This window comes from Polaromonas sp. P1_F9 (assembly GCF_056405615.1).
This window is the reverse complement of the sequence record NZ_JBFUBT010000008.1, coordinates 45,456-67,883: the sequence shown is the minus strand read 5'-3', so window position 1 is coordinate 67,883 and position 22,428 is coordinate 45,456. Positions and strand designations below refer to the sequence as shown.

Sequence of the window (22,428 nt, the reverse complement as noted above, 5' to 3'; positions counted from 1 at the left end):
TGCTGATCAATGGCCATACCGAACTTATCGCCCACATCGGCTACCCGACGCATTCTTTCAAGGCGCCGATGATCTACAACCCCTACTTTGAACAGGCAGGGGTGAACGCGGTGGTCGTGCCCATGGGTTGCAAGGCCGAAGACTACCCGGCCTTTCTGCGGTCGGTGTCTTGCCTGGAGAATTTCCGCGGCGCGCTGATCACCATGCCGCACAAGGTCACGACAGTCGATTTGCTGGACGAAGCCACACCCACGGTACGCATCGCCGGCGCCTGCAATGCCATCAAGCGTGACGCCAACGGCAAGCTCGTGGGCGACATGTTCGATGGGGAAGGTTTTGTGCGCGGCGTGCAACGCAAGGGCTTTGATCCGCGCGGCAAGCGTGCCCTGGTCGTCGGCAGCGGCGGCGTGGGCTCGGCAATCGCTGCTTCGCTCGCCAAGGCCGGCACGCGCGCGCTGGGGCTGTGCGACGTCAATGCGGGCTCCGCGCAGGCCCTGGCAGGGCGGCTGCGCCAGCACTACGCGACGCTGGAACTTTCCACCGGCTCCAGCGACCCGGCAGGCTACGACCTTGTCGTCAATGCCACGCCCATGGGCATGAACGAAGGCGATCCGCTGCCCATGGATGTTTCACGTATCGCCGCCAGCAGTTTCGTGGGTGAAGTGGTCATGAAGTCGGAAATGACCGCGTTTCTGGCGGCGGCCAAGGCGCGAGGTTGCACCGTGCAGGTGGGTTCGGACATGCTGTTCGAGCAGATCCCGGCCTACCTGGAATTTTTTGGCCTGCCGACCACCACACCGGACGTCTTGCGGTCGGTGGCACGGCTGAGTTATTAAAAAAGTGTAAGAGGACACGCGCACCGTGCCTCCTGGGTGGGAAGTGTCGGAATCAATGCTGAAAACGTCTGATTTCAGACGTTCATGGACATAATCCAGCATGGACAAACTCAAGCAGCTTGAATCCTTCGTGTCGGTTGCGACGCGCGGCAGCCTGACCGCTGCTGCAAATGCCGAAGGCGTGGCGCCGGCCATCATGGGGCGCCGGCTGGATGCACTGGAAGGCCGCCTGGGCGTCAAGCTGCTGGTGCGCACTACCCGGCGCATCACGCTGACACACGAAGGCAGTGCCTTTCTTGAAGACTGCCAGCGCCTGCTGATTGATTTTGCCAATGCCGAAGCCAGCGTGTCGGCCGGCGGCGTCAAGGCCAGCGGGCACTTGCGCATCACGGCGCCTGCCGGCTTTGGCCGCCGCCATGTGGCGCCGCTGGTGACGCGCTTTCGCGAAGTGCATGCCGATGTCACGATCTCGCTGAACCTGAGTGATCGCGTGGTTGATCTGGCTGGCGAGGGTTTTGATTGCGCAGTGCGCGTCGGCGACATGCCGGACTCTTCGCTGGTGAGTGTGCGTATGGCCGACAACCGCCGCCTGTGCGTCGCCACGCCGGCCTACCTGGCTCGCCACGGCACGCCCCAGCACCCCAGCGAGCTGGCGAAATTCGACTGCCTGACGCTGTCCAGCGACGCCTCGCAAACGCGGGGCTGGGCGTTTCGGGTCGAAGGGGAAGTAATCCACCTCAAGCCGGGCGGGCCGCTCGACTGCTCGGACGGCCAGGTCCTGCATGACTGGTGCCTGGGGGGCTACGGCATTGCCTGGCGCAGCACCTGGGAGGTCGAGGCGGAGATCGCCGCCGGCCAGCTGGTGGCGGTGCTGGAGGATTTTGCCGCGCCACCCAATGGTATATACGCCGTATTTCCGCAACGCAAGCACTTGCCGCTGCGGGTTCGTCTATGGCTGGATTTTCTGAAACACCACTACAGCCAACCGGAGTTCTGGTGCTCGTCGCCAGCTGCCACCACCAACACCACCACAAAACCCTGACTGGAAAGGATCCCGACGATGGTTCTCGAATCTCTTTTAGCCTATGCCCACCTGCTGGCGATTCTCACCATGGTGGTTTTTCTGGCGAGCGAGGCGGCACTGTGCCGCACCGAGTGGCTGAACGCCGCTGTGATCGAGAGGCTCGGCAAGATCGACATGGTCTACGGCATCTCGGCCGGCGCGGTGTTCCTGACCGGCCTGGCGCGCGTATTTCTGGGCAGCAAGGGCGCGGCCTGGTACGCCCACAACCCCTTGCTGTACGTCAAGCTCGTCATGTTCCTGGCGATCGGGCTGATTTCCATCAAGCCGACCATGATGTTTTCGCGCTGGCGCCGCGAGCTGCGCGCCGGCGGTGCCCTGCCCGACGCGCTGGAAGTCAAACAAGCGCGGCGGCTGGTGATGGTGCAGGCGCACATCCTGCCGTTCATTCCGCTGGCCGCCGTCTTTCTGGCCCGTGGCTTTGGCTAGGCGCACGCCAGTGCTGCAGCCGAGGTCAGGCTGAAAACAGGCCAAGCACCAGCCAGAAGGCGGTGCCCCACATCATCAGCGCCACCAGCAGGTCCATGGCGCGCCATATGGCCGGCGTGTTGAGCTTGCGCCCCACGCACCACAGCGCCACGCCCAGGCCGGTAAACCACAGCAATGAACCCGTGATGGCGCCCAGGCCGAACACGGCGTTGTCCGGCCGGGCATAAGCCAGCGACGCAGTGCCGATGACGACGGCGGTGTCCAGCCAGGCATGGGGGTTGAGCCATGACAGCGCCAGTGCCAGCCCGATGGCCTTGCGGCGCGGCATGGCTTCGGCGACAAGGGGCGCGCCTTCTGCCGCCTGCGGCGCCGGCTGCACAAAGCGGCGCATCGCGTGTGTTCCGTACACCATCAGCACCAGCGCACCCGCGCCCGTCATGGCGCCCACCAGTTTGTCTGACAGGCCGCCCAGCTGCGCGAGCCCCATCACACCCAGGCCGATGAGCGCCACGTCAGTCAGCACGCAGACGGCAACCGTCAGCCAGAGGTGCTGGCGCAGCAGGCCCATGCGGATCACATGGGCGTTTTGCGGGCCTATGGCCATGATGAGCGAGAGGCTGAGGACCATGCCGGTCAGGAAAGCGGGGGTGATGAGGGGGTTCATGGCCCAAGTGTGTGCCAAGGCTCATAATGATTAAACAAAATTAACTAAAATTAGCTTTTATCAATTAATAATTGATTCCATAACGACCTTACTCCAACAGCATGCTGGACGCCCGACAACTTGAGGCCTTGGCCGCCGTGATCGAACACGGCACTTTCGGCGAAGCCGCCAAGGCCTTGAGCCTGACGCTGGCTGCCGTGTCCCTGCGGATCAAGTCACTTGAGAACGCACTGGGGCAGCGGCTCCTGGTGCGCGGCAAACAGGTACGCGCCACACCGGCCGGCCAGGCTTTGCTCGGGCACACCCGGCAGGTTCGCCTCATGGAAGGCGACCTGCTGGCAGGGCTGCAGGGCGGGGGAAAGCCCGCGCGCCTGCAATGCCTCAGCGTGGCGGTGAACGCTGACTCCCTGAGCACGTGGTTCTTGCCGGGCGTGGCCTCAGCCCTGCACGCTCACGGCCTGCTGCTCGATGTCGTGGTGGACGACCAGGACCACACCCACGAAGCGCTGAAAAGCGGAGATGTCACGGGCTGCGTGACTGCATTGGCGCAGGCCATGCGGGGCTGCGTGGCTGAACCGCTGGGCGTGATGCGTTACCGCTGCATGGCCTCGCCCGCGCTGGTGGCGCAGTGGAACGAGCCTGCGGCGGGGGGCAAGGCTGCACCAAGCCGCCTGGCCCATCGCCTGCTGGCCAGCCCCGCCGTGATCTTCAACCGCAAGGACGCGCTGCAGGACACTTTTCTCGAACAGCATTTCGGGCTGCGCGACGCGCTGTACCCGCGCCACTTCGTGCCGGCGGTGGATGCATTCGAGCTTGCGCTGGAGCTTGGCATGGGCTGGGGCATGGTGCCCGACCTGTTGCTGGCCGCGCGCACCCGCAAGCCGCCGCTGGAGGAAGTGCTGCCGGGCTGCACGGTCGATGTGCGGCTGTACTGGCAGCACTGGGCACGTGAACCCGCTGCGGCGCAACGATTGACGCAGGCGGTCAAGCAGGCGGCACAGGGGCAGCTGCTGCAGGTGTGACGGTGCGTTTATAGACAACAAGTACCGCTTGCGCTTTGTAGACAAGCGCAAGCTGCTATCGAATTAATAGCATCCAGAAAGAATTTTGGCGCAAAAAAGCCCGCCATAACATCCATGGCGGGCTGGTTCGGCTTGATACGGCTGGCTTACTTGCTCAGGCATTCCTTCATGAAGGCTTTGCGCTCGTCGCCCTTTTTGCCCTTGGCTTCGACGTTGCAGGTCTTCATTTTGGTTTGCTGCGTTGGCGCTTCCTTCTTGGCGCTCAGGCACTCTTTCATGAATGCCTTGCGCTCATCGCCCTTCTTGCCTTCAGCGTCCTTGTTGCAGGCGCCCATTTTGGTTTGCTGTGCGGTTTTGGCTGGAGCGTCCGCGGCGTGCGCCACCGGAGACAAGGCCATCGAGACGGCAAAAACGGCGGCGATCAGGGATAACAGCTTTTTCATGGTGGCTCCATTGGGTTGGGGAAACAGGTTTGAGTTCCGGCTGGAATTCCAACACATAACGCCGCGGCGGGCAAATTCGATGACCGGGTATCTGCGGGCTCCGGACGGCACATGGCTTAATCGTAAAATCGGCCCATGCTCTCGATTAAAAAAGACCTGCTCGCGGCTCTGGCCGCGGGGCTGGAAGAACTTTCCCCCGGCGCAGGCGACAAAGCTGCCTTTGAATCCCCCAAGGTGGCGGCCCATGGCGACTTCGCCTGTACGGCCGCCATGCAGCTGGCCAAGCCGCTCAAGCTCAACCCGCGCCAGGTGGCCGAGAGCCTGCGCGCCAACCTGCTCAAGCAGCCCGCGTTTGAACGCTGGGTAGACGCCATCGAAATCGCCGGCCCCGGTTTCATCAACATCCGCCTCAAGCCCGCCGCCAAGCAGGAGACCGTGCGCGAAGTGCTGGCCGCCGGCGCGCAGTTCGGCGTGCAGCCGGCCGACCCGGCACGCAAGATGATCGTCGAGTTCGTCTCGGCCAACCCGACCGGCCCTCTGCATGTGGGCCATGGCCGGCAGGCCGCGCTGGGCGATGCCATCTGCAACCTCTTCGCCACGCAAGGCGCAAAGGTCTGGCGCGAGTTCTATTACAACGACGCGGGCGTGCAGATCCAGACGCTCGCCACCAGCACGCAGGCACGCGCCAAGGGCATCAAGCCCGGCGACGCCGGCTGGCCCGAGTCGGCCTACAACGGCGACTACATCGCCGACATCGCGGCCGACTTCCTGGCCAAAAAAACCGTCAAGTCTGACGACCGCGAATACACCGCTTCGGGCGACGTGGAAGACATCGATTCGATCCGCCAGTTCGCCGTGGCCTACCTGCGCCACGAGCAGGACCTGGACCTCAAGGCCTTCTCAGTCAAGTTCGACAACTACTACCTAGAGTCCAGCCTGTACAGTTCGGGCCGTGTCGACACCGCCGTGGCCAGACTGAAAGACGCCGGCAAGACCTACGAGCAGAACGGCGCGCTGTGGCTGAAGTCGACTGATTACGGCGACGACAAAGACCGCGTGATGAAAAAGAGCGACGGCAGCTATACCTACTTTGTGCCGGACGTGGCCTATCACCTGGCCAAATGGGAACGCGGCTTCGGTAAGGCCATCAACATCCAGGGCATGGACCACCACGGCACCATCGCCCGCGTGCGCGCCGGCTTGCAGGCCGCCGGCGAAGGCATTCCCCAGGGCTACCCCGACTACGTGCTGCATACCATGGTGCGTGTGGTGCGCAATGGCGAAGAGGTCAAGATCTCCAAGCGCGCCGGCAGCTACGTCACCCTGCGTGACCTGATCGAATGGACCAGCGCCGACGCGGTGCGTTTCTTTTTGCTCAGCCGCAAGCCCGACACCGAATACATCTTCGACATCGACCTGGCACTGGCCAAGAACAATGAAAACCCGGTGTACTACGTGCAGTACGCGCATGCGCGCATCTGCTCCATCCTCACCACCTGGGCCGGCCAGGGTGGCGATGAAGCCAGCCTCAAAGCTGTCGACCTCTCGGCGCTGGACAGCCCTCAGGCGCAGTCATTGATGCTGCTGCTGGCCAAGTACCCCGACATGCTGACCAACGCGGCTGATGGTTTTGCACCACACGACGTGGCTTTTTACCTGCGGGAACTGGCGGCAAGTTATCACAGCTATTACGATGCCGAGCGCATCCTGGTGGACGACGAAGCTGTGAAGCTTGCCCGTCTGGCGCTGGTCGCCGCGACCGCGCAGGTGTTGCACAATGGCCTCGCAGTGCTGGGCGTGAGCGCCCCGCGCAAGATGTAAACCATGCGAATTTCAGGACAAGACAATGAACGTGGGCAAGGTATGAATACACAACGAGGCGGAACCCTGTTGGGTTTGATCATTGGCGCGCTGATCGGCCTGGGCGCGGCGCTGGCGGTGGCGGTTTACATCACCAAGGTGCCGGTTCCGTTCATGAACAAGAGCCAGGCACGCAATCCCGACAGCGACGCGGCGGAAGCCAAGAAAAACAAGGACTGGAATCCGAACGCCCCGCTGGCCGGTAAAAACCAGCCCAAGCCGCCGCCTCCGGCAGCGATTGAAGTGCCCGGTGTTCCAGTACCCGACCCCTCCGCCGGGCCCGCACCCAGGGCCGCCGCTTCAGCGCCGGCCAAAGTGGCCAAACCAGCGCCTGCCGATCCGCTGGGCGATCTGGCAAAGGCCAAGGTCGAAGGCCTGTCGTCCGGTCCGGGCGCGGATCCCTTCAGCTATTTCATTCAGGCCGGTGCCTTTCGCACGCCGGAAGATGCGGAACAGCAACGCGCCAAGCTGTTGCTGCTGGGCATGCAGGCCAAAGTGACGGAGCGCGAGCAGGCCGGCCGCACGGTGTACCGCGTGCGCCTTGGCCCTTTCGATAAAAAGGAAGATGCCGACAAGGCCAAGGAGCGCCTGGACAACAATTCGATAGAAACGGCCCTGGTCAGGGTCCAGCGCTGACACTTTGATGGCCGACTGAACTTTTTCAGGGGCCGCAGTACCAACGAGTACGAGTATTCCCGTCATTCAGGAGAAAAATTTGATGCAACGCCGTGAGTTTTCGCTTTCCGCCGCCTCGGTGGCCGCTGCTACGTTGGGCGGCGCCACGCTGTCCACCGCGGCGCATGCCCAAGCCAAGGCTTTCAAGGACGGTACGGATTACCTGACGCTGGACAAGCCCGCGCCGACCGAAGCCCCGGCAGGCCGGATTGAAGTCGTGGAATTCTTCTGGTACAGCTGCCCGCACTGCCACGCCTTTGAGCCTCAGCTCGAAGCCTGGATGAAGCAATTGCCAAAAGACGTCGTGCTCAGGCGCGTGCCTGTGTCCTTCCGCCCGGACTTTGAACCCCAGCAGCGTCTTTATTACGTGCTCGAAGCCATGGGCAAGGTCGAAGAACTGCATAAAAAGGTGTTTAACGCCATTCACGTAGAAAAACAGCCGCTCAATACCGCCGATACGGTCGCCGTCTGGGCCGAAAAGCAAGGCCTCAACAAGGCCAAATTTGTGGAGTTGTACAACTCCTTTTCGGTGACAACCAAGGCACGCAAGGCCACGCAACTGCAGGATGTCTACAAGGTTGACGGCGTTCCCGCGCTGGGCATCGCCGGGCGTTACTACACCACGGGCACCATGACCCAGACCATGGCGCGAGCCCTTCAGGTTACCGATTACCTGATTGGGCAGTCCCGCAACGCGAAAAAATAAGGCCCGGCAAAGCCACGCCGGCGCCGCCCTTTCGAAAACCCGCCCCTTGCACGGCGGGTTTTTTTATGGCTTTTTATGCCCCTACTTTTTCGGAGTAAGTCATTCCCGCAGCTGGCATGGCTACAATGGGCCAACACCAAGCAGCAAGATTCGTGCCTTATGAAACACCCCATTTTTTCCCTCATCCTGTCAGCCATCCTGGCGCTGGGGGCAGCTTTCCCGGTCTGTGCCGAAAAAGCCGACCGGGACAAGCCCATGAACGCGGAGGCAGATGCCCTGCGTTATGACGACCTGAAGCAAACCAGCGTTTTTACCGGCAATGTGGTGATCACCAAGGGCACGACCATCGTGCGCGGCGAGCGCGTTGACGTCATGCAGGATCCCGAGGGCTACCAGCAGGCGGTGTCCATCGCGGCGCCCGGCAAGCTGGCGTTCTACCGGAAAAAGCGTGACGGCGTAGACGAATACATCGAGGGCGAAGGCGAACGCATTGAATATGACAGCCGCGCCGACCTGGTGAAGTTCATCAAGCGGGCCGTGGTGCGCCGCTACAACGGCGCCACCCTGGTGGACGAAACCACCGGCGGCCTGATTGTTTACGACAACAACACCGACGTCTTCACCGTGGATGGCGGCGCGCAAAACCGTACGGCCAGCAACCCCACTGGACGGGTTCGCGCCATGCTGTCACCCCGCGCGACAGCCTCGGCACCCGTCGCGGCGCCGCCCGCAGGCCCCGCCCCGGTTCTGCGCCCCAGCACGACGCTGGGCAATGAAAAGAACTAGAAAGACCTGCACAGATGGATGTGGTGACTGACACTTCAGCGGCCCCGGTCGCTCCTTCCCCGACCCCCAGCCGCCTTGTTGCGCAAGGTCTGCAAAAATCGTACGGCAGTCGCAAGGTGGTGCAGGACGTTTCGCTGTCTGTGCAAAAAGGCGAAGTCGTGGGCCTGCTGGGCCCCAACGGTGCGGGTAAAACGACCTCGTTCTACATGATCGTGGGCCTGGTACGCGCCGATGCAGGCGAAATCTCCATCGATGGCGAGTCGGTCGAGCACATGCCGATTCACCTGCGCGCCCGCCTGGGCCTGAGCTACCTGCCGCAGGAAGCATCTATTTTCCGCAAGCTCACGGTGGAAGAAAACGTGCGTGCCGTTCTGGAGCTGCAGCTCGACAAAGCCGGAAAACCGCTGGGGCGCGCAGACATTGAGTCGCGGCTCGACGCCCTGCTGCAGGATTTGCGGGTAGATCATTTGCGCAATTCACCGGCGCCAGCTCTCTCGGGCGGTGAACGCCGCCGGGTCGAAATTGCGCGGGCGCTGGCAACCCAGCCGCGCTTCATCCTGCTGGATGAGCCCTTTGCCGGTATCGACCCCATTGCCGTGATCGAAATCCAGCGCATCATCGGCTTCCTCAAATCGCGCGGCATCGGCGTGCTGATCACCGACCACAACGTGCGTGAAACACTGGGCATTTGCGACCACGCCTACATCATCAGCGACGGCCATGTGCTGGCGCAAGGCACACCGTCCGAGATCGTGAATAACGCCGATGTGCGCCGCGTCTATCTCGGCGAACACTTCAAGATGTAGAGATGACTCCCCCCCGTTGTCGCTCACTTCGTGTAGCTCCCTCCCCCCTCGAGGGGGCGGCGCCTGCGGCCTGGCAAAGCCAGATCCGCGGCCCCTGCTTGAAAAATTCTTTCCGCTCTTTTATCAACGAGCCAAGTTAAACCTCCAGTGAAACAAGGTCTGTCACTCCGCGTCTCGCAGCATCTTGCGTTGACGCCCCAGTTGCAGCAGTCGATCCGGCTGTTGCAGCTGTCGACGCTCGAGCTGAGCCAGGAGGTCGAGCAGATGCTCGATGAAAACCCGTTTCTGGAAGTGTCGGAAGAGACGGCGGTGCGCGAAGAGTTTGGGCTGGAGCACATCAACACACCGGTGAGCCAGGACAGCCGCGAGTTTGAATCTGCTACGGATTCGATAGCTGGCGGCACAGACGAGACTAGCGCTACAGCCCCAAATGACACCGAAGTCAGTGCGGAGCCCAAGCTCGAGGAAAGCTGGGAAGGCGATGGCACGGTAGAAACCACGCCCGACGACAGCGAGTGGGGCAGCGATGCGCCGCCGCGCAAGAATAACAATGAAGAGAGCGAAGCCGAGGCGTCTGACCTGACCGGCAGCCATGAATCGCTACAGGACCACCTGCACCGTCAGTCGCTGAGCCTGCGCCTGTCGGAAGAAGACCGCGCCGCGCTGCACTTCCTCATTGAGTCGCTCAACGACGACGGCTACCTTGAAGACAGCCTGGCGTCGCTCGCGGCCGGTCTTGCAGGAGATGACATGGCGCAGGCGGAAGAGCTGGAGCAGCGTTTTGCGATGGCGCTCAAGCTGCTGCACCACATGGAGCCGGCCGGTGTCGGTGCGCGCAACCTGGCCGAATGCCTGAGCCTGCAGCTGCTGGACTGCAAGGACTGCGAAGAAACCCGCGCAGCCATTGCCATGTGCAAGCAACCCATGGAGCTGCTGGCCAAGCGCGACGTCAAGCGCCTGTCGCACCTGTGTGGGTTCACCGAAGCCGCCATCAAGGGCGCGATCACGGTGATTGGCCGGCTCGACCCCAAGCCCGGGCGCCGCTTTGTGAACGTGGAGCGCAACCTGATCGTTCCCGACGTCATCGTCATCAAATCGGGCCGGGGCTTCAAGGTTTCGCTCAATGGCGACGTCATGCCGCGCCTGCGCGTGCACGACATTTACGCCAATGCCCTCAAGCAGCACAAGGGCCAGGGTGGCCAGGCCTTGCAGCAGCGCCTGCAGGAAGCCCGCTGGTTCATCAAGAACATCCAGCAGCGCTTTGACACCATCCTGCGCGTGAGCAGCGCGATTGTGGAGCGGCAGAAAAACTTCTTCACACACGGCGAACTCGCCATGCGCCCGCTGGTGCTGCGCGAAATTGCCGACGAGCTGGGCCTGCATGAGTCCACCATCTCACGCGTGACCACGGCCAAGTACATGGGTACGCCCTTCGGCACCTTCGAGCTCAAGTATTTCTTTGGCTCCGCACTCGGCACCGAAACCGGCGGCAATGCCTCCAGCACGGCGGTGCGCGCGCTGATCAAGCAGTTCGTCTCGTCCGAAAGCCTCAAGAAGCCTCTCAGCGACAACCAGATTTCCGAGATGCTGAAAGAGCAGGGCATTGAATGCGCGCGCCGCACCGTGGCCAAGTACCGCGAAGCCCTGCGCATCGCGCCCGCCAATTTGCGCAAATCACTCTAGCCGCCCGATCAGGCCGCGCAGCCCCGCCCCTCAAAGTCAGTCATGAATCAACTCCAACTCTTTCTACCGTGCGCCGCAGGTGTCGAAACCTTGCTGGCCACCGAGGTCAAGCGTGTCACCGGTATCGACGGCAAAGCCTGGCGCGCGGGCGTGCAACTGCAGGCCTCATGGCGCGACGCCCTGCAGCTCAACCTGCACAGCCGCCTGGCGCAGCGCGTGCTGATCGAGCTGCAGCACAACCAGTACCGCAGCGAACAAGACCTCTACAACGCTGCTGCCAACGTGGCCTGGGAAATCTGGTTCACGCCCAAACAGACCTTCAAGGTCGAGATCACCGCCCAGCACAGCCCGCTGCAAAGCCTGAACTTCGCGGCGCTGAAGATCAAGGACGCGATTGCCGACCGCTTTCGCGCCAAGTTCGATGACGTGCGGCCCAGCGTCGACACGCGCTGGCCTGATGTGCGTATCTACGTGCACCTGACGACCGACACCGTTACGGTTTATATCGACACCTCGGGTGAGCCGCTCTTCAAGCGCGGCTGGCGTGAAGACAAGGGCGACGCGCCGCTGAAGGAAACGTTAGCCGCTGCCATGATCGCCGCCAGCGGCTGGGACCAGCTCTGCAAAGACGGCGTGCCGCTGTACGACCCCTGCTGTGGCTCGGGCACCATCGCGATTGAAGCCGCGCAGATCGCCTGCAACATCGCACCCGGTATCAATCGCCGTTTTGCCTTTCAGAAATACTTGCCCTTCCAGGGCCATGTGTGGGACGGCCTGCTCGACCAGGCCGAGGCCGCCATCACGGAACCCACGGCCAAGGTGTTCGGCAGCGACGTGTCTTTCCGCATGGTCGACTTTGCCGAACGCAATGCCGAACGTGCGGGCGTAGCCAATGCGGTGGAATTTCGCGGCGGCGATGCCTTGCAGCGCATGCCGCCCGCGCCGTCGGGCGTGATGCTGGTGAACCCGCCTTACGGCGAACGTATCGATGTGGCAGGCGTGGCCGGCATCACCGGCCTGCAGGGGCGCGACCAGCGCCGCCAGCAAGGACATGCCGGAGGACGCGTGCAGCAGGACCACCGCAACCAGCCGATCGATGAATTTGGCCAGCCGCTGAACCGGGACAGCGGTGACCAAGGCGACACGCGTGAAGAACCCGCCTTCGAAACATCGCGCGACCGTTCTGCCAACCCCGGCCGCGAGCAGGCGCAAAACGCCTGGGGCGAAGAAGCGACCGATTTTTTTCCGCAACTGGCTGCGCACTGGAAGAAAAACTACGCCGGCTGGACCGCTCACGTGCTCACGCCCGACCTCAAGCTGCCGGGCAAGATGCGCCTGAAAGAATCGCGCCGCGTGCCGATGTGGAATGGCCCCATCGAATGCCGCCTGTTCCGCTTTGACATGGTGACGGGCTCCGCACGCGGCAAGCCGGGCGCAGCCACCCCCACCCCACCGAACGAGCCGGCGGCGTGACGGCCTCAGTGCGCCAGCCTGTCGTGCTGGACACCAACATCGTCCTCGACGTGTTTGTTTTCAACGATGCGGCAGCGCAGCCACTGAAAAAAGCGCTGGAGGCCGGCGAGCTCGACTGGCTGGCCACGCAGGCCATGCGCGACGAGCTTGAGCGCGTGCTGGCCTATCCGCAAATCATTCCCCGCCTGGCGTTTTACGAATTAAGCGCCGGTGATGTGCTGGCCGCCTTTGACCGGCATGCACGCCTGACGGAGGTGGCCGCCAAGGCGGGCGTCACCTGCAGCGATGCCGACGACCAGAAGTTCATCGACCTGGCGGTGGCCGCCAAGGCCTTGCTGCTCAGCAAGGACCGGCACGTGCTTTCAATGAAAAAAAGGCTCCTGACCAAGGGAATACGGGCGCAAGCAGCTATTTAATTGATAGCGACCCGTACATGAACCGGAATGCCGTGACAGGCGTTTAACCCGCAGCGCGCTCTGCGGAGGCGCCGGAGGGAACTGCCCCCGATACCGCCGAGGCATCACCCGTCACCGGCACACGGATGCCATTGGCCTGCGCAGGCATGTGGCCCCCGGGCCCTACGCCGTTGGCGCGAAAACTGTGCGCGCTGGCCAGCGGCCAGTAGTAGCTGAACACCGTGTTCTGTTTTTCCAGCGAGCCCAGCAGCGCGCCGGGCTCGACCTGCATGATGAGGTTGCTGAGCAGCCGCACCTCGGTGTCCGTCAGGCGCCGCACGATGTGATGCGCGTTGACTTCGCGCGGGTGGCACAGGCCCGCGGCTTGCACCAGCTCCTGCAGCGCATGCAGCGTGCTGCGGTGAAAGTTGCGCACGCGCTCGGCCTTGTCGGGCACCACCAGTGCCTGCTGGCGCACCGGGTCTTGCGTGGTGACGCCCGTCGGGCATTTACCGGTGTGGCAGCTTTGCGCCTGGATGCAGCCCAGCGCCATCATGAAGCCGCGCCCCGCGTTGCACCAGTCGGCGCCCAGCGCCATCAGGCGCACCATGTCAAAGGCGCTCACCACCTTGCCGGCCGCGCCGATGGACACACGGCTGCGCAGGTTCACACCGATCAGCGTGTTGTGCACCAGCAGCAGGCCCTCTTGCAGCGGCGCGCCCACGTGGTCGGTGAATTCAACCGGCGCTGCGCCCGTGCCGCCCTCGGCGCCGTCCACCACGATGAAGTCCGGCGTGATGCCGGTCTCCAGCATGGCTTTCACAATCGCAAACCATTCCCAGGGGTGGCCGATGCAGAACTTGAAGCCGGTTGGTTTGCCGCCCGACAACTTTCGCAGTTTGGCGATGAAATGCATCATCTCGACCGGCGTGGAAAACGCACTGTGGCTGGAGGGCGAAATGCAGTCCTTGCCCTGCGGCACACCGCGCGCCGCCGAGATTTCCTCGGTGACCTTCGGCCCCGGCAGGATGCCGCCATGGCCGGGCTTGGCGCCCTGGCTCATCTTGAGCTCGATCAGCTTGACCTGCGGGTCTTGCGCGTTGGCCGCGAAGCGCTCTTCGCTGAAGCTGCCGTCCTCATTGCGGCAGCCGAAGTAACCCGAGCCGATTTCCCAGATCAGGTCGCCGCCGTGCAGCCGGTGGTGCTGCGAGATCGAGCCCTCGCCCGTGTCGTGCGCGAAGCCGCCAAGTTTGGCGCCCTTGTTCAGTGCCATGATGGCATTGGCAGAGAGCGATCCGAAGCTCAGCGCCGAGATGTTGAACACGCTGGCGTGGTAAGGCTGTGTGCAGGGCTCCACCGAGGGCGACGGAAGCTCGGGCGTGCCGCCTATCCACACACGGAAGTCGTGGGTTGGCAGTTTGGTTGGCGACATCGAATGGTTGACCCACTCATACCCCTGCGCGCCGACGTCAAGCTGCGTGCCGAAAGGCCGGTTGTCGGGTTCGCCCTTGGCGCGCTGGTACACCAGCGAGCGCTGGGCGCGTGAAAACGGCGTGGCCTCGCTGTCGCTTTCGATGAAGTACTGGCGCATTTCGGGCCGGATGTACTCAAACAGGAAACGCAGGTGGCCGATGACCGGGTAGTTGCGCAGCACGGCATGGCGCGTTTGCCGCAAGTCGCGCACACCGACACACACCAGCACCACGCCGGCCACCAGGGATACCAGGGCCAGCTTCCCGACGCCAAAAACCATCAGGCCGAGCAGCCCCAGCAGCGCAGCAAGCCCGCACAGGGCCATAAAGGTGTAACGGACGGGGAACCAGGCATCCAGGCGTTGAAGAAACATGACAGGGCTTCCGTGGGAGGGGGTCACAAAAGGGCACAAAACACAGGCATACAGCCGCGACGCGCCAGATACACTTTGCATCATAAGAGCCTCACGTGACGCTCAGAACTGTTTTTTCATGAAGCCCACCCCCAAATCCGTCATCCCCTCAAAGCCCTCGCCGGAGCCGGTTTTCCTGGAAGTCGAGGCGTTCGACGAGCTCGATGCCATCCTCGACGACCTGCGCACCCGTTACGACGAAACACCGCAGTGGGAATTCTGCGAAGGCTTCATGGCTGCCGTGATCTGCTCGCGCCGGCCCATCGAGGCAGCCGAATACCTGCCCGTGCTGCTGGCCGTGCCCGCTGAGGGCGAGGCGCCGGATCCGGAAGGCGGTTCGTTCGCCGGCGAGGCGCAACGTGAACGCTTTCTCATGCTCTGGAACCAGCGCTGGCAGGAAGTCGAAACGGCGCTGGACGCTGAAGTGGATTCGCTCGAAGACGACAACTGCTACCACCCCGAGGTCATGGACATACGCGGCGCCGTGGCCGACATGCCGCCCGACGAACGTGCCGCTTTCAAGGGTGAAGACCTGCCCGCCTTCGCGCAGGTCTGGGCGCTGGGCTTCATGTTTGCCGTCGAGAGCTGGCCCGACGAGTGGATGGCGCCGCGTGACAAAGACGCCGCCAGGTGGCTCGATGGCGCCCTGCAGGCCGTGGTCGCCATGACCGAAGACGACAACGCCCAGCCCGAGGTGTCACCCCTGAGCGAAGACGGCACGCCCAGCACCAGCATTGCCAGGCTCAACGCGTTTGGCGAGGCCATCTGGGCGGTGTATGACTTGCGTGAGCTGTGGAAGACCATGGGCCCCAAGGTCGAGACGGTGCGGGTGGAGGCCACGCCCGGGCGCAACGACCTGTGTTATTGCGGTAGCGGGAAGAAATACAAGAAATGTCACGGAGCGGGGTAAAGGCCGTGATCTGAGGGCGGGTGTCCCTTGCCGGGTCCGGACGCACTGAATGATCGCTATCGATTTCATAGCTTGTCGCGCCCGATTTAATTGGCCTCTAGCCACTTCCACCCCTCAAAAAGTACCGCGTCACGCTGGAAGGCGGCTTCTGGACACATTTTTGGGGCAACGGTGTTGGCGTACATGGGCGGCGGCCAGGCGGGCCGCCGCCGGACCGCCGGTTTTCATGAAGTCAGCAATCGCGGAAAACCCGGGTCTTGACGCGCGCGGTCGGCGGCGCAGAATGCATCAGTCGCCCGGACCGTGAACAGGTTCCTGACTTGTATGTACAAGTTACCGGCGGCAACCACCAGCGGCATGGGCATGATTCCTGCTCATCCCTGAGACCCCCGGGCGCGGCCGCCACAAGCGGTCAGGCGCAATGTTTGTTTGACTGTCCAACCGAAGGAAATCATCTTGAACCACATGCTTCCCCTCCTCAGCCGCCGCGTTCTTTGCGCCACTGCCGCAGCCGCCATGCTGGCCTGCAGCGCCGGCGCCGTGCTGGCCGCCACGCCCAAGGACACGCTGGTGCTGGCCTTCGGTTTCGATGACATCATCACCATGGACCCGGCCGAGGCCTTTGAGCTGTCCGCCGGCGAAATCATGGGCAACACCTATGACCGCCTGCTGCGCCTGGATGTGAACGACCCGTCCAAACTGGTGGGCGACGTGGCCAAATCCTGGACCGTCTCGGCCGACGGCAAGACCTATACCTTCGAGCTCAAGCCAGGCCTCAAGTTCGCCTCGGGCAATCCGCTCACGGCCGAAGAAGTGGCGTATTCGCTGCAGCGCGCCGTGGTGCTCGACAAGTCCCCCGCCTTCATCCTGACCCAGTTTGGCTTCACCAAGACCAACGTCAAGGACAAGATCAAGGCCACCAGCCCGACCATGTTGACCCTGGAAACCGACAAGGCCTATGCCCCCACCTTTGTCTTCAACTGCCTGACGGCCAACGTGGCCGGCATTGTCGACATGAAGCTGGTGCAGTCGAAAGAGGTCAACGGTGATTGGGGTTACGCCTGGCTCAAGACCAATTACGCCGGCTCCGGCCCGCTCAAGCTCCGCGAATGGCGTGCCAATGAAATCGTGGCGCTGGAACGCAACGACAACTACTACGGCGCCAAGCCCAAGCTGGCCCGCGTGATCTACCGCCACGTCAAGGAATCGGCCACGCAGCGCCTGCTGCTGGAAAAGGGCGACATCGATATCGCCCGCAACCTGAGCCCGCAGGACATTGCCGCGCTCTCGGCCAACAAGGACGTGAAGATGACCTCCACGCCCAAAGGCACGGTCTACTACATCAGCCTGAACCAGAAGAATGCCAACCTCGCCAAGCCCGAAGTGCGCGAGGCCATGAAGTACCTGGTCGATTACGACGCCATCGGCGACACGCTGGTCAAGAACATCGGCGTGATCAACCAGAACTTTCTGCCGCGGGGTTTGCTGGGCGCCAGCACCGTCAAGCCCTACAAGCTCGACGTGGCCAAGGCCAAGGCACTGCTCGCCAAGGCCGGCTTGCCCAACGGTTTCAAGGTCACCATCGACATGCGCACCCTCCAGCCGGTGCAGGGCATCACCGAGGCCTTCCAGCAGACGGCCAAACAGGCCGGCATCGACGTCGAGATCATTCCCGGCGACGGCAAGCAGACGCTGACCAAGTACCGCGCCCGCACCCACGACATGTACATCGGCCAGTGGGGCGCCGACTACTGGGATCCGCATTCGAACGCCGACACCTTCACGCGCAACCCCGACAACGCCGACGATGCCAAGGCCAAGCCGCTGGCTTGGCGCAATGCCTGGGCGATTCCCGAGCTGACCAAGCAGTCGGACGCGGCGGTGCTCGAGCGCGACGCCGGCAAGCGCAAGAAGATGTATGAAGACCTGCAGGCCGAGTTCCGCAAGACCAGCCCCTTCATCATGCTGTACCAGCAAACTGAGGTGGCGGCTTTCCGGAGCAACGTGGACGGCCTGAAGCTGGGCCCCACCTTCGACAGCAACTACATGTTCAACGCCTCCAAGCGCTGATAGCCCACCGACTTTGGCCATTCCCGACCCCACAGCCGCCGGTGTGGCGCCGCTCAGTGCGGTGACCACGCGCACGGCGGGTCAGCGCTTCACGCCGTACGCCAGGAGCTTAGTCAACTTCCTGGTGGTGATTTTGCTCACCTACCTGGGCCTGCTCGCGGTCACATTTTTCATCGGCCGGGTGATCCCCATTGACCCGGTGCTGGCCATCGTGGGTGATCGCGCGCCGGCCCACGTGATCGAGCGGGTGCGCCAGGAGCTGGGGCTGGACAAGCCGCTGTATGAGCAGTTCTACATCTACATCGGCAAGGTGCTCAAGGGCGACTTCGGCGTCTCGGTGCTGACGGCCAACCCGGTGATGACGGACATCAAGCGCGCCTTTCCCGCCACGCTGGAGCTGGCGAGCCTGGGCATATTGATCGGTGCAGGCCTGGGCGTGCCGCTGGGGGTGTGGGCGGCAGTGCGGCGCGGCAAGCTGGTGGACCAGGTGGTGCGCGTGATCGGCCTGGTGGGCTATTCGGTGCCTATCTTCTGGCTGGGGCTGATGGCGCTGGTGGTGTTTTACGCGCGGCTGGGCTGGGTCTCCGGGCCGGGCCGGATCGACGTGAGTTATGAATACACACTCAAGCCCATCACCGGGCTGCTGCTGCTCGACACGGCCATGACCGGCGAGTGGGAGGCTTTTCGGAATGTGTTTTCGCACCTGATATTGCCGGCTTCGCTGCTCGGCTATTTCGCGCTGGCCTATATCAGCCGCATGACGCGTTCCTTCATGCTCAATGAACTCGCGCAGGAATACGTGATTGCCGCGCGCGCCAAGGGGTTGTCGGAGTCGCGCATCATCTGGCGCCATGCGCTGCGCAATGCCATGGTGCCGCTGGTCACGGTGATCGCGTTGTCATATGCGGGTCTGCTCGAGGGCTCTGTGCTGACGGAGACCGTCTTTGCCTGGCCGGGCCTGGGTCTCTACATCACCAACTCGCTGCAGAACGCCGACATGAATGCGGTGCTGGGCGGCACGATTGTGGTGGGCTCGATCTTTGTCGGCTTGAATTTATTGTCAGATGTCCTGTACAAGCTGCTGGACCCAAGGACGCGTATCCGATGACTTCAAAGGTTGCATCCCTGCGCGACTGGCTGAACACCGACCGCCCTGCCTCGCGCCGCCAGGCCTTCATGGGCCGCGTGTACCACGGCTGCCACGATTTTTCGCGCAACCGGCTGGCGATGCTGGGCCTCTTCATTGTGTTGGGGCTTATCCTCGCGGCGATTTTTGCCGACCTGCTCGCGCCGTATTCGGCCTACACCGGTGACCTGCGCACCACGCGCCTGCTGCCGCCTTCGTGGGCGCACTGGTTCGGCACCGACGACCAGGGACGGGACATCCTCTCACGCATCATCATTGGCTCGCGCATCACGCTGATGGTGGTGATTCTGGTGGCGGTGCTGGCAGCCCCGCTGGGCCTCATTGTGGGCACCGTGGCGGGTTATGCCGGCGGCTGGGTTGATGCGGTGCTTATGCGCATCACCGATATTTTTCTGGCGTTTCCGCGTCTCATTCTGGCGCTGGCGTTTGTGGCGGCGCTTGGCCCCGGCATCCAGAACGCGGTGATCGCCATCGCCATTACCTCCTGGCCGCCCTATGCGCGCATGGCGCGGGCCGAGACATTGACGATACGGCAGACCGACTACATCGCCGCTGTGCAGTTGCTGGGCGCGTCGCCCTGGCGCATCGTGCTGGGCCACATCATGCCGCTGTGCGTGTCGTCGGTGATCGTGCGTGTCACGCTGGACATGGCCGGCATCATCCTGACAGCCGCCGGGCTGGGTTTTCTGGGCCTGGGCGCGCAGCCGCCCATGCCGGAGTGGGGCGCGATGATCGCCAACGGCCGCCTGTATGTGCTGGACCAGTGGTGGGTGGCCGCCGCGCCCGGCGCGGCGATTTTTGTCGTGAGCCTGGCCTTCAACCTGCTGGGTGACGGCCTGCGCGATGCGCTGGACCCGAAGGCCGCCAAATGACGGGCGCCTACAGGCCCCTGCTGGTGGTCGACGACTTGCGCGTGAGCTTTCCGCGCCGTGACGGCGGCATGACCGAGGCGGTGCGCGGTGTGTCCTTTACGCTGGGCCGCGAGCGCCTGGGCATCGTGGGCGAATCGGGCTCAGGCAAATCGCAAACCGGCCGCGCCATCATGGGGCTGACCGCGCCGGAAGGCCGCATCAGCGCCAGGCGTCTTGAGTTCGCCGGCATGGACTTGCTCAGCTGCCCGCCCGCCCAACGCCGCGAACTGCGCGGCGGCCGCATTGCCATGGTGTTGCAGGATCCGAAGTTTTCGCTGAACCCGGTCATGACCATAGGCGCACAGATCGTGGAGACGCTGCAAGCCCATACCCGCGTTTCATCGGCGGAAGCCAAACAGCGGGCCCTCGCCGCGCTGGAGTCCGTGCGCATCGACGACCCGGCGCGCGTCTACAAGCTCTACCCGCATGAGGTGTCGGGCGGCATGGGCCAGCGCGCCATGATCGCGATGATGCTGATCGCCGACCCGGACCTGCTGATCGCCGACGAGCCGACCTCGGCGCTGGATGTGACGGTGCAACTTCAGGTGCTGTCGATCCTCGACACGCTGGTGGCTGAGCGCGGCATGGGCTTGATTTTGGTCTCGCACGACCTGCGGCTGGTGTCCACCTTCTGCGACCGCATTCTGGTGATGTATGCCGGCAAAGTGGTGGAAGAGCTCGCCGCCGGCGGCCTGGCGAACGCGCAGCACCCCTACACACGCGGCTTGATGGCTTGCCTGCCGCAGCTGGGCGCGTCCACGCATCCGCTGGCGACGCTGGACAGGCAACCGGAGTGGGCGCTGTGAACGCCGTGGCTTCATCCGCACCGCTGGGTCTCGAAGTCAGCGGCCTGCGCGTGGTGTACGACAGCTTTGTCGCCGTCGCCGATACCTCCTTCATCGTGAACCCCGGCGAAAGCTTCGGCATCGTCGGCGAATCGGGGTCCGGCAAATCCACCGTGCTGCGCGCCATCTGCGGGCTCGCAACGCGCACGGCCGGCACCGTCAAGTTGCTGGGCCAGGACAGCGCGCCCGGCAGCAAGGCCTTCAGGCGGCAGGTGCAGATGGTGTTCCAGGACCCGTATGGCTCGCTGCACCCGCGCCATACGGTAGACCGCATTCTCGCCGAACCGCTGGCCATTCACGGCATCGGCAACGCAGAGGTGCGCATCGAACGCGCGCTCGATGAAGTCGGACTGGGCACGGGCTTTCGTTTTCGCTACCCGCACCAGCTTTCGGGCGGGCAGCGCCAGCGCATCGCGATTGCGCGGGCTTTGATTCTGGAGCCGCAGATCTTGTTGCTGGATGAACCCACCTCGGCGCTGGACGCCTCGGTGCAGGCGGAGGTTCTCAACCTGCTCGAAGAGCTGCGCCGCCGGCGCGGCCTGACTTTTGTCATGGTGAGCCACGACCTGGCCGTCGTCACGCACCTGTGTGAACGGCTGATGGTGATGCAACGCGGCCGGATGGTGGAGATGCTGCCCTCGGCCGACCTGGCGGCGCACAAGGTCACGAATGCCTACACGCTGAGTTTGATGGAAGCCTCCACCGGGTTCAAACGCCGCGCAGCGGACGACGTGTCCGCTACGGCGTAAATCGTTACCAGGTGGGTCTGGCGCGCCGCAGCGCCGCATGCTTTAATTTCTCTTCAACACCCCACCCCACGCCATGATCCACTGGGAAGCCCACGCCTGCCTGCCATTGCATCCGGCGGCCGATTTCTCGCCGATGGACGCGTTGCGCACCGCGGGCGTGAACTATGTGTCCGTCAATGTCGGCATGGACATGAACCCGGTGGCGCAAATCATGGCGGTCATTGCGGCCTTCCGCGCGAAGATCGCCGCAAACCCCGAGCGCTGGCGGCTGGTGTCCAGTGTGGACGAGATCCGCGAGGCTGCAGCGGCGGGCCAGCTTGCCATCGGCTTTGACCTGGAAGGCGCGATGCCCCTGCAGGAGCGGCCCGAGATGGTGAACTTGTACCGCGAACTCGGCGTGCGGCAAATCCATTTCGCCTACAACCGTAACAACAGCGTGGCCGACGGCTGCCACGACGAAGCGCGCGGCCTCACACCGCTGGGTGTGCGCATGGTGCAGGCCGTCAATGAGGCCGGCCTCTTGATGGACTGCTCCCATACCGGCCGCCGCTGCAGCCTGGACATCATGGCCGCCTCGGTCAAACCGGTGATCTTCAGCCACGCCAACCCGCTTGCGCTGGTGGAGCACGGGCGCAACATCACCGACGAGCAGATACGCGCCTGCGCCGCAACCGGCGGCGTGGTGTGCGTCTCGGGCGTCTCTGCCTTCCTGGGTACGCGTACCCCCACGGCCGACGACATGGCACGGCATGTGGCCTATGTGGCGGGCCTGGTCGGCGCGCAGCATGCGGGCATTGGCCTGGACATCAGCTTCCGGCAAGACGAGCTCAATGACAACCCTCCCGGCGACTACGACCCCACCTACTGGTGGCCCAAATCGGCTGGCTATGACCGCGCCGTACAGCGCATGACTTACACGCCGGTTGAAACCTGGCAACTGCTGCCCGAAGCGCTGCGCCAGGTGGGCCTGAATCCGGTCGAGGTTGAAGCCGTGATGGGCGACAATATGATGCGTGTCGCCGCCATCGCCTGGCAGCACGCCTGAACAACCC

22 protein-coding genes are annotated in these 22,428 nt (G+C 63.5%); 19 read left to right on the top strand and 3 right to left on the bottom strand.

Going from position 1 to position 22,428, the window contains the following annotated elements; all coding sequences use genetic code 11:
• Positions 1 to 2: 2 nt before the first annotated feature.
• From AC1DYR_RS20220 to AC1DYR_RS20210, 3 genes are all read left to right on the top strand, one after another.
• Entirely contained in the window at positions 3 to 836 is an 834-nt protein-coding gene (locus AC1DYR_RS20220; RefSeq protein ID WP_477706755.1) for a shikimate dehydrogenase family protein, read from the top strand.
• Positions 837 to 936: 100 nt separating this feature from the next.
• Positions 937 to 1,878, top strand: a complete 942-nt coding sequence (locus AC1DYR_RS20215; RefSeq protein ID WP_477647182.1) for a LysR family transcriptional regulator — start codon at positions 937 to 939, stop codon at positions 1,876 to 1,878.
• Between the two features lie 18 nt (positions 1,879 to 1,896).
• Positions 1,897 to 2,346, top strand: a complete 450-nt coding sequence (locus AC1DYR_RS20210; RefSeq protein ID WP_477706680.1) for a DUF2214 family protein — start codon at positions 1,897 to 1,899, stop codon at positions 2,344 to 2,346.
• Between the two features lie 25 nt (positions 2,347 to 2,371).
• Here the strand turns inward: AC1DYR_RS20210 and AC1DYR_RS20205 are convergent, their stop codons facing one another.
• Entirely contained in the window at positions 2,372 to 3,010 is a 639-nt protein-coding gene (locus tag AC1DYR_RS20205; RefSeq protein WP_477706679.1) for a LysE/ArgO family amino acid transporter, read from the bottom strand.
• Positions 3,011 to 3,111: 101 nt separating this feature from the next.
• Here AC1DYR_RS20205 and AC1DYR_RS20200 point away from each other — a divergent pair, with 101 nt between their 5' ends.
• Positions 3,112 to 4,032: an HTH-type transcriptional regulator ArgP gene (locus AC1DYR_RS20200; RefSeq protein WP_477706678.1), complete on the top strand. Its 921-nt coding sequence runs from the start codon at positions 3,112 to 3,114 to the stop codon at positions 4,030 to 4,032.
• Between the two features lie 146 nt (positions 4,033 to 4,178).
• Here the strand turns inward: AC1DYR_RS20200 and AC1DYR_RS20195 are convergent, their stop codons facing one another.
• Positions 4,179 to 4,475 carry a PsiF family protein gene (locus AC1DYR_RS20195; RefSeq protein ID WP_477706677.1) on the bottom strand — a complete coding sequence of 99 codons (297 nt, stop codon included), beginning with the start codon at positions 4,473 to 4,475 and terminating at the stop codon, positions 4,179 to 4,181.
• 135 nt (positions 4,476 to 4,610) lie between these two features.
• Here AC1DYR_RS20195 and argS point away from each other — a divergent pair, with 135 nt between their 5' ends.
• From argS to AC1DYR_RS20155, 8 genes are all read left to right on the top strand, one after another.
• The gene (gene argS / locus AC1DYR_RS20190; protein ID WP_477706676.1) at positions 4,611 to 6,296 is read left to right on the top strand and encodes an arginine--tRNA ligase; all 1,686 of its coding nucleotides are present in this window, start codon (positions 4,611 to 4,613) and stop codon (positions 6,294 to 6,296) included.
• Positions 6,297 to 6,338: 42 nt separating this feature from the next.
• Positions 6,339 to 6,971, top strand: a complete 633-nt coding sequence (locus tag AC1DYR_RS20185; RefSeq protein ID WP_477706675.1) for an SPOR domain-containing protein — start codon at positions 6,339 to 6,341, stop codon at positions 6,969 to 6,971.
• Between the two features lie 82 nt (positions 6,972 to 7,053).
• Entirely contained in the window at positions 7,054 to 7,716 is a 663-nt protein-coding gene (locus AC1DYR_RS20180) for a thiol:disulfide interchange protein DsbA/DsbL (RefSeq protein WP_477706674.1), read from the top strand.
• A 159-nt stretch (positions 7,717 to 7,875) separates the two neighbouring features.
• Positions 7,876 to 8,502, top strand: a complete 627-nt coding sequence (gene lptA / locus AC1DYR_RS20175; RefSeq protein ID WP_477706673.1) for a lipopolysaccharide transport periplasmic protein LptA — start codon at positions 7,876 to 7,878, stop codon at positions 8,500 to 8,502.
• A gap of 14 nt (positions 8,503 to 8,516) precedes the next feature.
• Positions 8,517 to 9,308 carry an LPS export ABC transporter ATP-binding protein gene (gene lptB / locus AC1DYR_RS20170; RefSeq protein ID WP_477706672.1) on the top strand — a complete coding sequence of 264 codons (792 nt, stop codon included), beginning with the start codon at positions 8,517 to 8,519 and terminating at the stop codon, positions 9,306 to 9,308.
• A gap of 147 nt (positions 9,309 to 9,455) precedes the next feature.
• Positions 9,456 to 10,991 carry an RNA polymerase factor sigma-54 gene (locus AC1DYR_RS20165; RefSeq protein ID WP_477706671.1) on the top strand — a complete coding sequence of 512 codons (1,536 nt, stop codon included), beginning with the start codon at positions 9,456 to 9,458 and terminating at the stop codon, positions 10,989 to 10,991.
• A 42-nt stretch (positions 10,992 to 11,033) separates the two neighbouring features.
• Positions 11,034 to 12,464 carry a THUMP domain-containing class I SAM-dependent RNA methyltransferase gene (locus tag AC1DYR_RS20160; protein WP_477706670.1) on the top strand — a complete coding sequence of 477 codons (1,431 nt, stop codon included), beginning with the start codon at positions 11,034 to 11,036 and terminating at the stop codon, positions 12,462 to 12,464.
• On the top strand, positions 12,461 to 12,880 hold the full coding sequence (locus AC1DYR_RS20155) for a putative toxin-antitoxin system toxin component, PIN family (protein ID WP_477706669.1): 420 nt from the start codon (positions 12,461 to 12,463) through the stop codon (positions 12,878 to 12,880). Before AC1DYR_RS20160 ends, AC1DYR_RS20155 begins: the two co-directional genes overlap by 4 nt.
• A 43-nt stretch (positions 12,881 to 12,923) precedes the next feature.
• Here the strand turns inward: AC1DYR_RS20155 and AC1DYR_RS20150 are convergent, their stop codons facing one another.
• On the bottom strand, positions 12,924 to 14,705 hold the full coding sequence (locus AC1DYR_RS20150) for an FMN-binding glutamate synthase family protein (protein ID WP_477706668.1): 1,782 nt from the start codon (positions 14,703 to 14,705) through the stop codon (positions 12,924 to 12,926).
• A 118-nt stretch (positions 14,706 to 14,823) separates the two neighbouring features.
• Here AC1DYR_RS20150 and AC1DYR_RS20145 point away from each other — a divergent pair, with 118 nt between their 5' ends.
• From AC1DYR_RS20145 to AC1DYR_RS20115, 7 genes are all read left to right on the top strand, one after another.
• On the top strand, positions 14,824 to 15,654 hold the full coding sequence (locus tag AC1DYR_RS20145; RefSeq protein ID WP_477706667.1) for a YecA/YgfB family protein: 831 nt from the start codon (positions 14,824 to 14,826) through the stop codon (positions 15,652 to 15,654).
• A gap of 465 nt (positions 15,655 to 16,119) precedes the next feature.
• Entirely contained in the window at positions 16,120 to 17,724 is a 1,605-nt protein-coding gene (locus AC1DYR_RS20140; RefSeq protein ID WP_477706754.1) for an ABC transporter substrate-binding protein, read from the top strand.
• Positions 17,725 to 17,737: 13 nt separating this feature from the next.
• On the top strand, positions 17,738 to 18,832 hold the full coding sequence (locus AC1DYR_RS20135) for an ABC transporter permease (RefSeq protein ID WP_477706666.1): 1,095 nt from the start codon (positions 17,738 to 17,740) through the stop codon (positions 18,830 to 18,832).
• A complete protein-coding gene (nikC, locus tag AC1DYR_RS20130) occupies positions 18,829 to 19,743 on the top strand; it encodes a nickel transporter permease (protein WP_477706665.1) in 915 nt (304 codons plus the stop codon). The genes AC1DYR_RS20135 and nikC overlap by 4 nt, the downstream gene beginning before the upstream one ends.
• Positions 19,740 to 20,588, top strand: a complete 849-nt coding sequence (locus tag AC1DYR_RS20125) for an ABC transporter ATP-binding protein (RefSeq protein ID WP_477706664.1) — start codon at positions 19,740 to 19,742, stop codon at positions 20,586 to 20,588. The genes nikC and AC1DYR_RS20125 overlap by 4 nt, the downstream gene beginning before the upstream one ends.
• A 23-nt stretch (positions 20,589 to 20,611) precedes the next feature.
• Positions 20,612 to 21,376 (top strand): ABC transporter ATP-binding protein, encoded by a 765-nt coding sequence (locus tag AC1DYR_RS20120; protein ID WP_477706753.1) that lies wholly within the window; start codon positions 20,612 to 20,614, stop codon positions 21,374 to 21,376.
• Positions 21,377 to 21,449: 73 nt separating this feature from the next.
• Positions 21,450 to 22,421: a dipeptidase gene (locus tag AC1DYR_RS20115; protein WP_477706663.1), complete on the top strand. Its 972-nt coding sequence runs from the start codon at positions 21,450 to 21,452 to the stop codon at positions 22,419 to 22,421.
• Positions 22,422 to 22,428: the final 7 nt, after the last annotated feature.

Bases quoted from the DNA above. Each gene is read 5' to 3' on its own strand.
- AC1DYR_RS20125 (WP_477706664.1), top strand. From the start codon at position 19,740: ATGACGGGCGCCTACAGGCCCCTGCTGGTGGTCGACGACTTGCGCGTG.
- AC1DYR_RS20215 (WP_477647182.1), top strand. From the start codon at position 937: ATGGACAAACTCAAGCAGCTTGAATCCTTCGTGTCGGTTGCGACGCGC.
- nikC (WP_477706665.1), top strand. From the start codon at position 18,829: ATGACTTCAAAGGTTGCATCCCTGCGCGACTGGCTGAACACCGACCGC.
- AC1DYR_RS20195 (WP_477706677.1), bottom strand. From the start codon at position 4,475: ATGAAAAAGCTGTTATCCCTGATCGCCGCCGTTTTTGCCGTCTCGATG.
- AC1DYR_RS20200 (WP_477706678.1), top strand. From the start codon at position 3,112: ATGCTGGACGCCCGACAACTTGAGGCCTTGGCCGCCGTGATCGAACAC.
- AC1DYR_RS20180 (WP_477706674.1), top strand. From the start codon at position 7,054: ATGCAACGCCGTGAGTTTTCGCTTTCCGCCGCCTCGGTGGCCGCTGCT.
- AC1DYR_RS20185 (WP_477706675.1), top strand. From the start codon at position 6,339: ATGAATACACAACGAGGCGGAACCCTGTTGGGTTTGATCATTGGCGCG.
- argS (WP_477706676.1), top strand. From the start codon at position 4,611: ATGCTCTCGATTAAAAAAGACCTGCTCGCGGCTCTGGCCGCGGGGCTG.
- AC1DYR_RS20205 (WP_477706679.1), bottom strand. From the start codon at position 3,010: ATGAACCCCCTCATCACCCCCGCTTTCCTGACCGGCATGGTCCTCAGC.
- lptB (WP_477706672.1), top strand. From the start codon at position 8,517: ATGGATGTGGTGACTGACACTTCAGCGGCCCCGGTCGCTCCTTCCCCG.
- AC1DYR_RS20115 (WP_477706663.1), top strand. From the start codon at position 21,450: ATGATCCACTGGGAAGCCCACGCCTGCCTGCCATTGCATCCGGCGGCC.
- AC1DYR_RS20140 (WP_477706754.1), top strand. From the start codon at position 16,120: ATGCTTCCCCTCCTCAGCCGCCGCGTTCTTTGCGCCACTGCCGCAGCC.
- lptA (WP_477706673.1), top strand. From the start codon at position 7,876: ATGAAACACCCCATTTTTTCCCTCATCCTGTCAGCCATCCTGGCGCTG.
- AC1DYR_RS20150 (WP_477706668.1), bottom strand. From the start codon at position 14,705: ATGTTTCTTCAACGCCTGGATGCCTGGTTCCCCGTCCGTTACACCTTT.
- AC1DYR_RS20145 (WP_477706667.1), top strand. From the start codon at position 14,824: ATGAAGCCCACCCCCAAATCCGTCATCCCCTCAAAGCCCTCGCCGGAG.
- AC1DYR_RS20160 (WP_477706670.1), top strand. From the start codon at position 11,034: ATGAATCAACTCCAACTCTTTCTACCGTGCGCCGCAGGTGTCGAAACC.
- AC1DYR_RS20210 (WP_477706680.1), top strand. From the start codon at position 1,897: ATGGTTCTCGAATCTCTTTTAGCCTATGCCCACCTGCTGGCGATTCTC.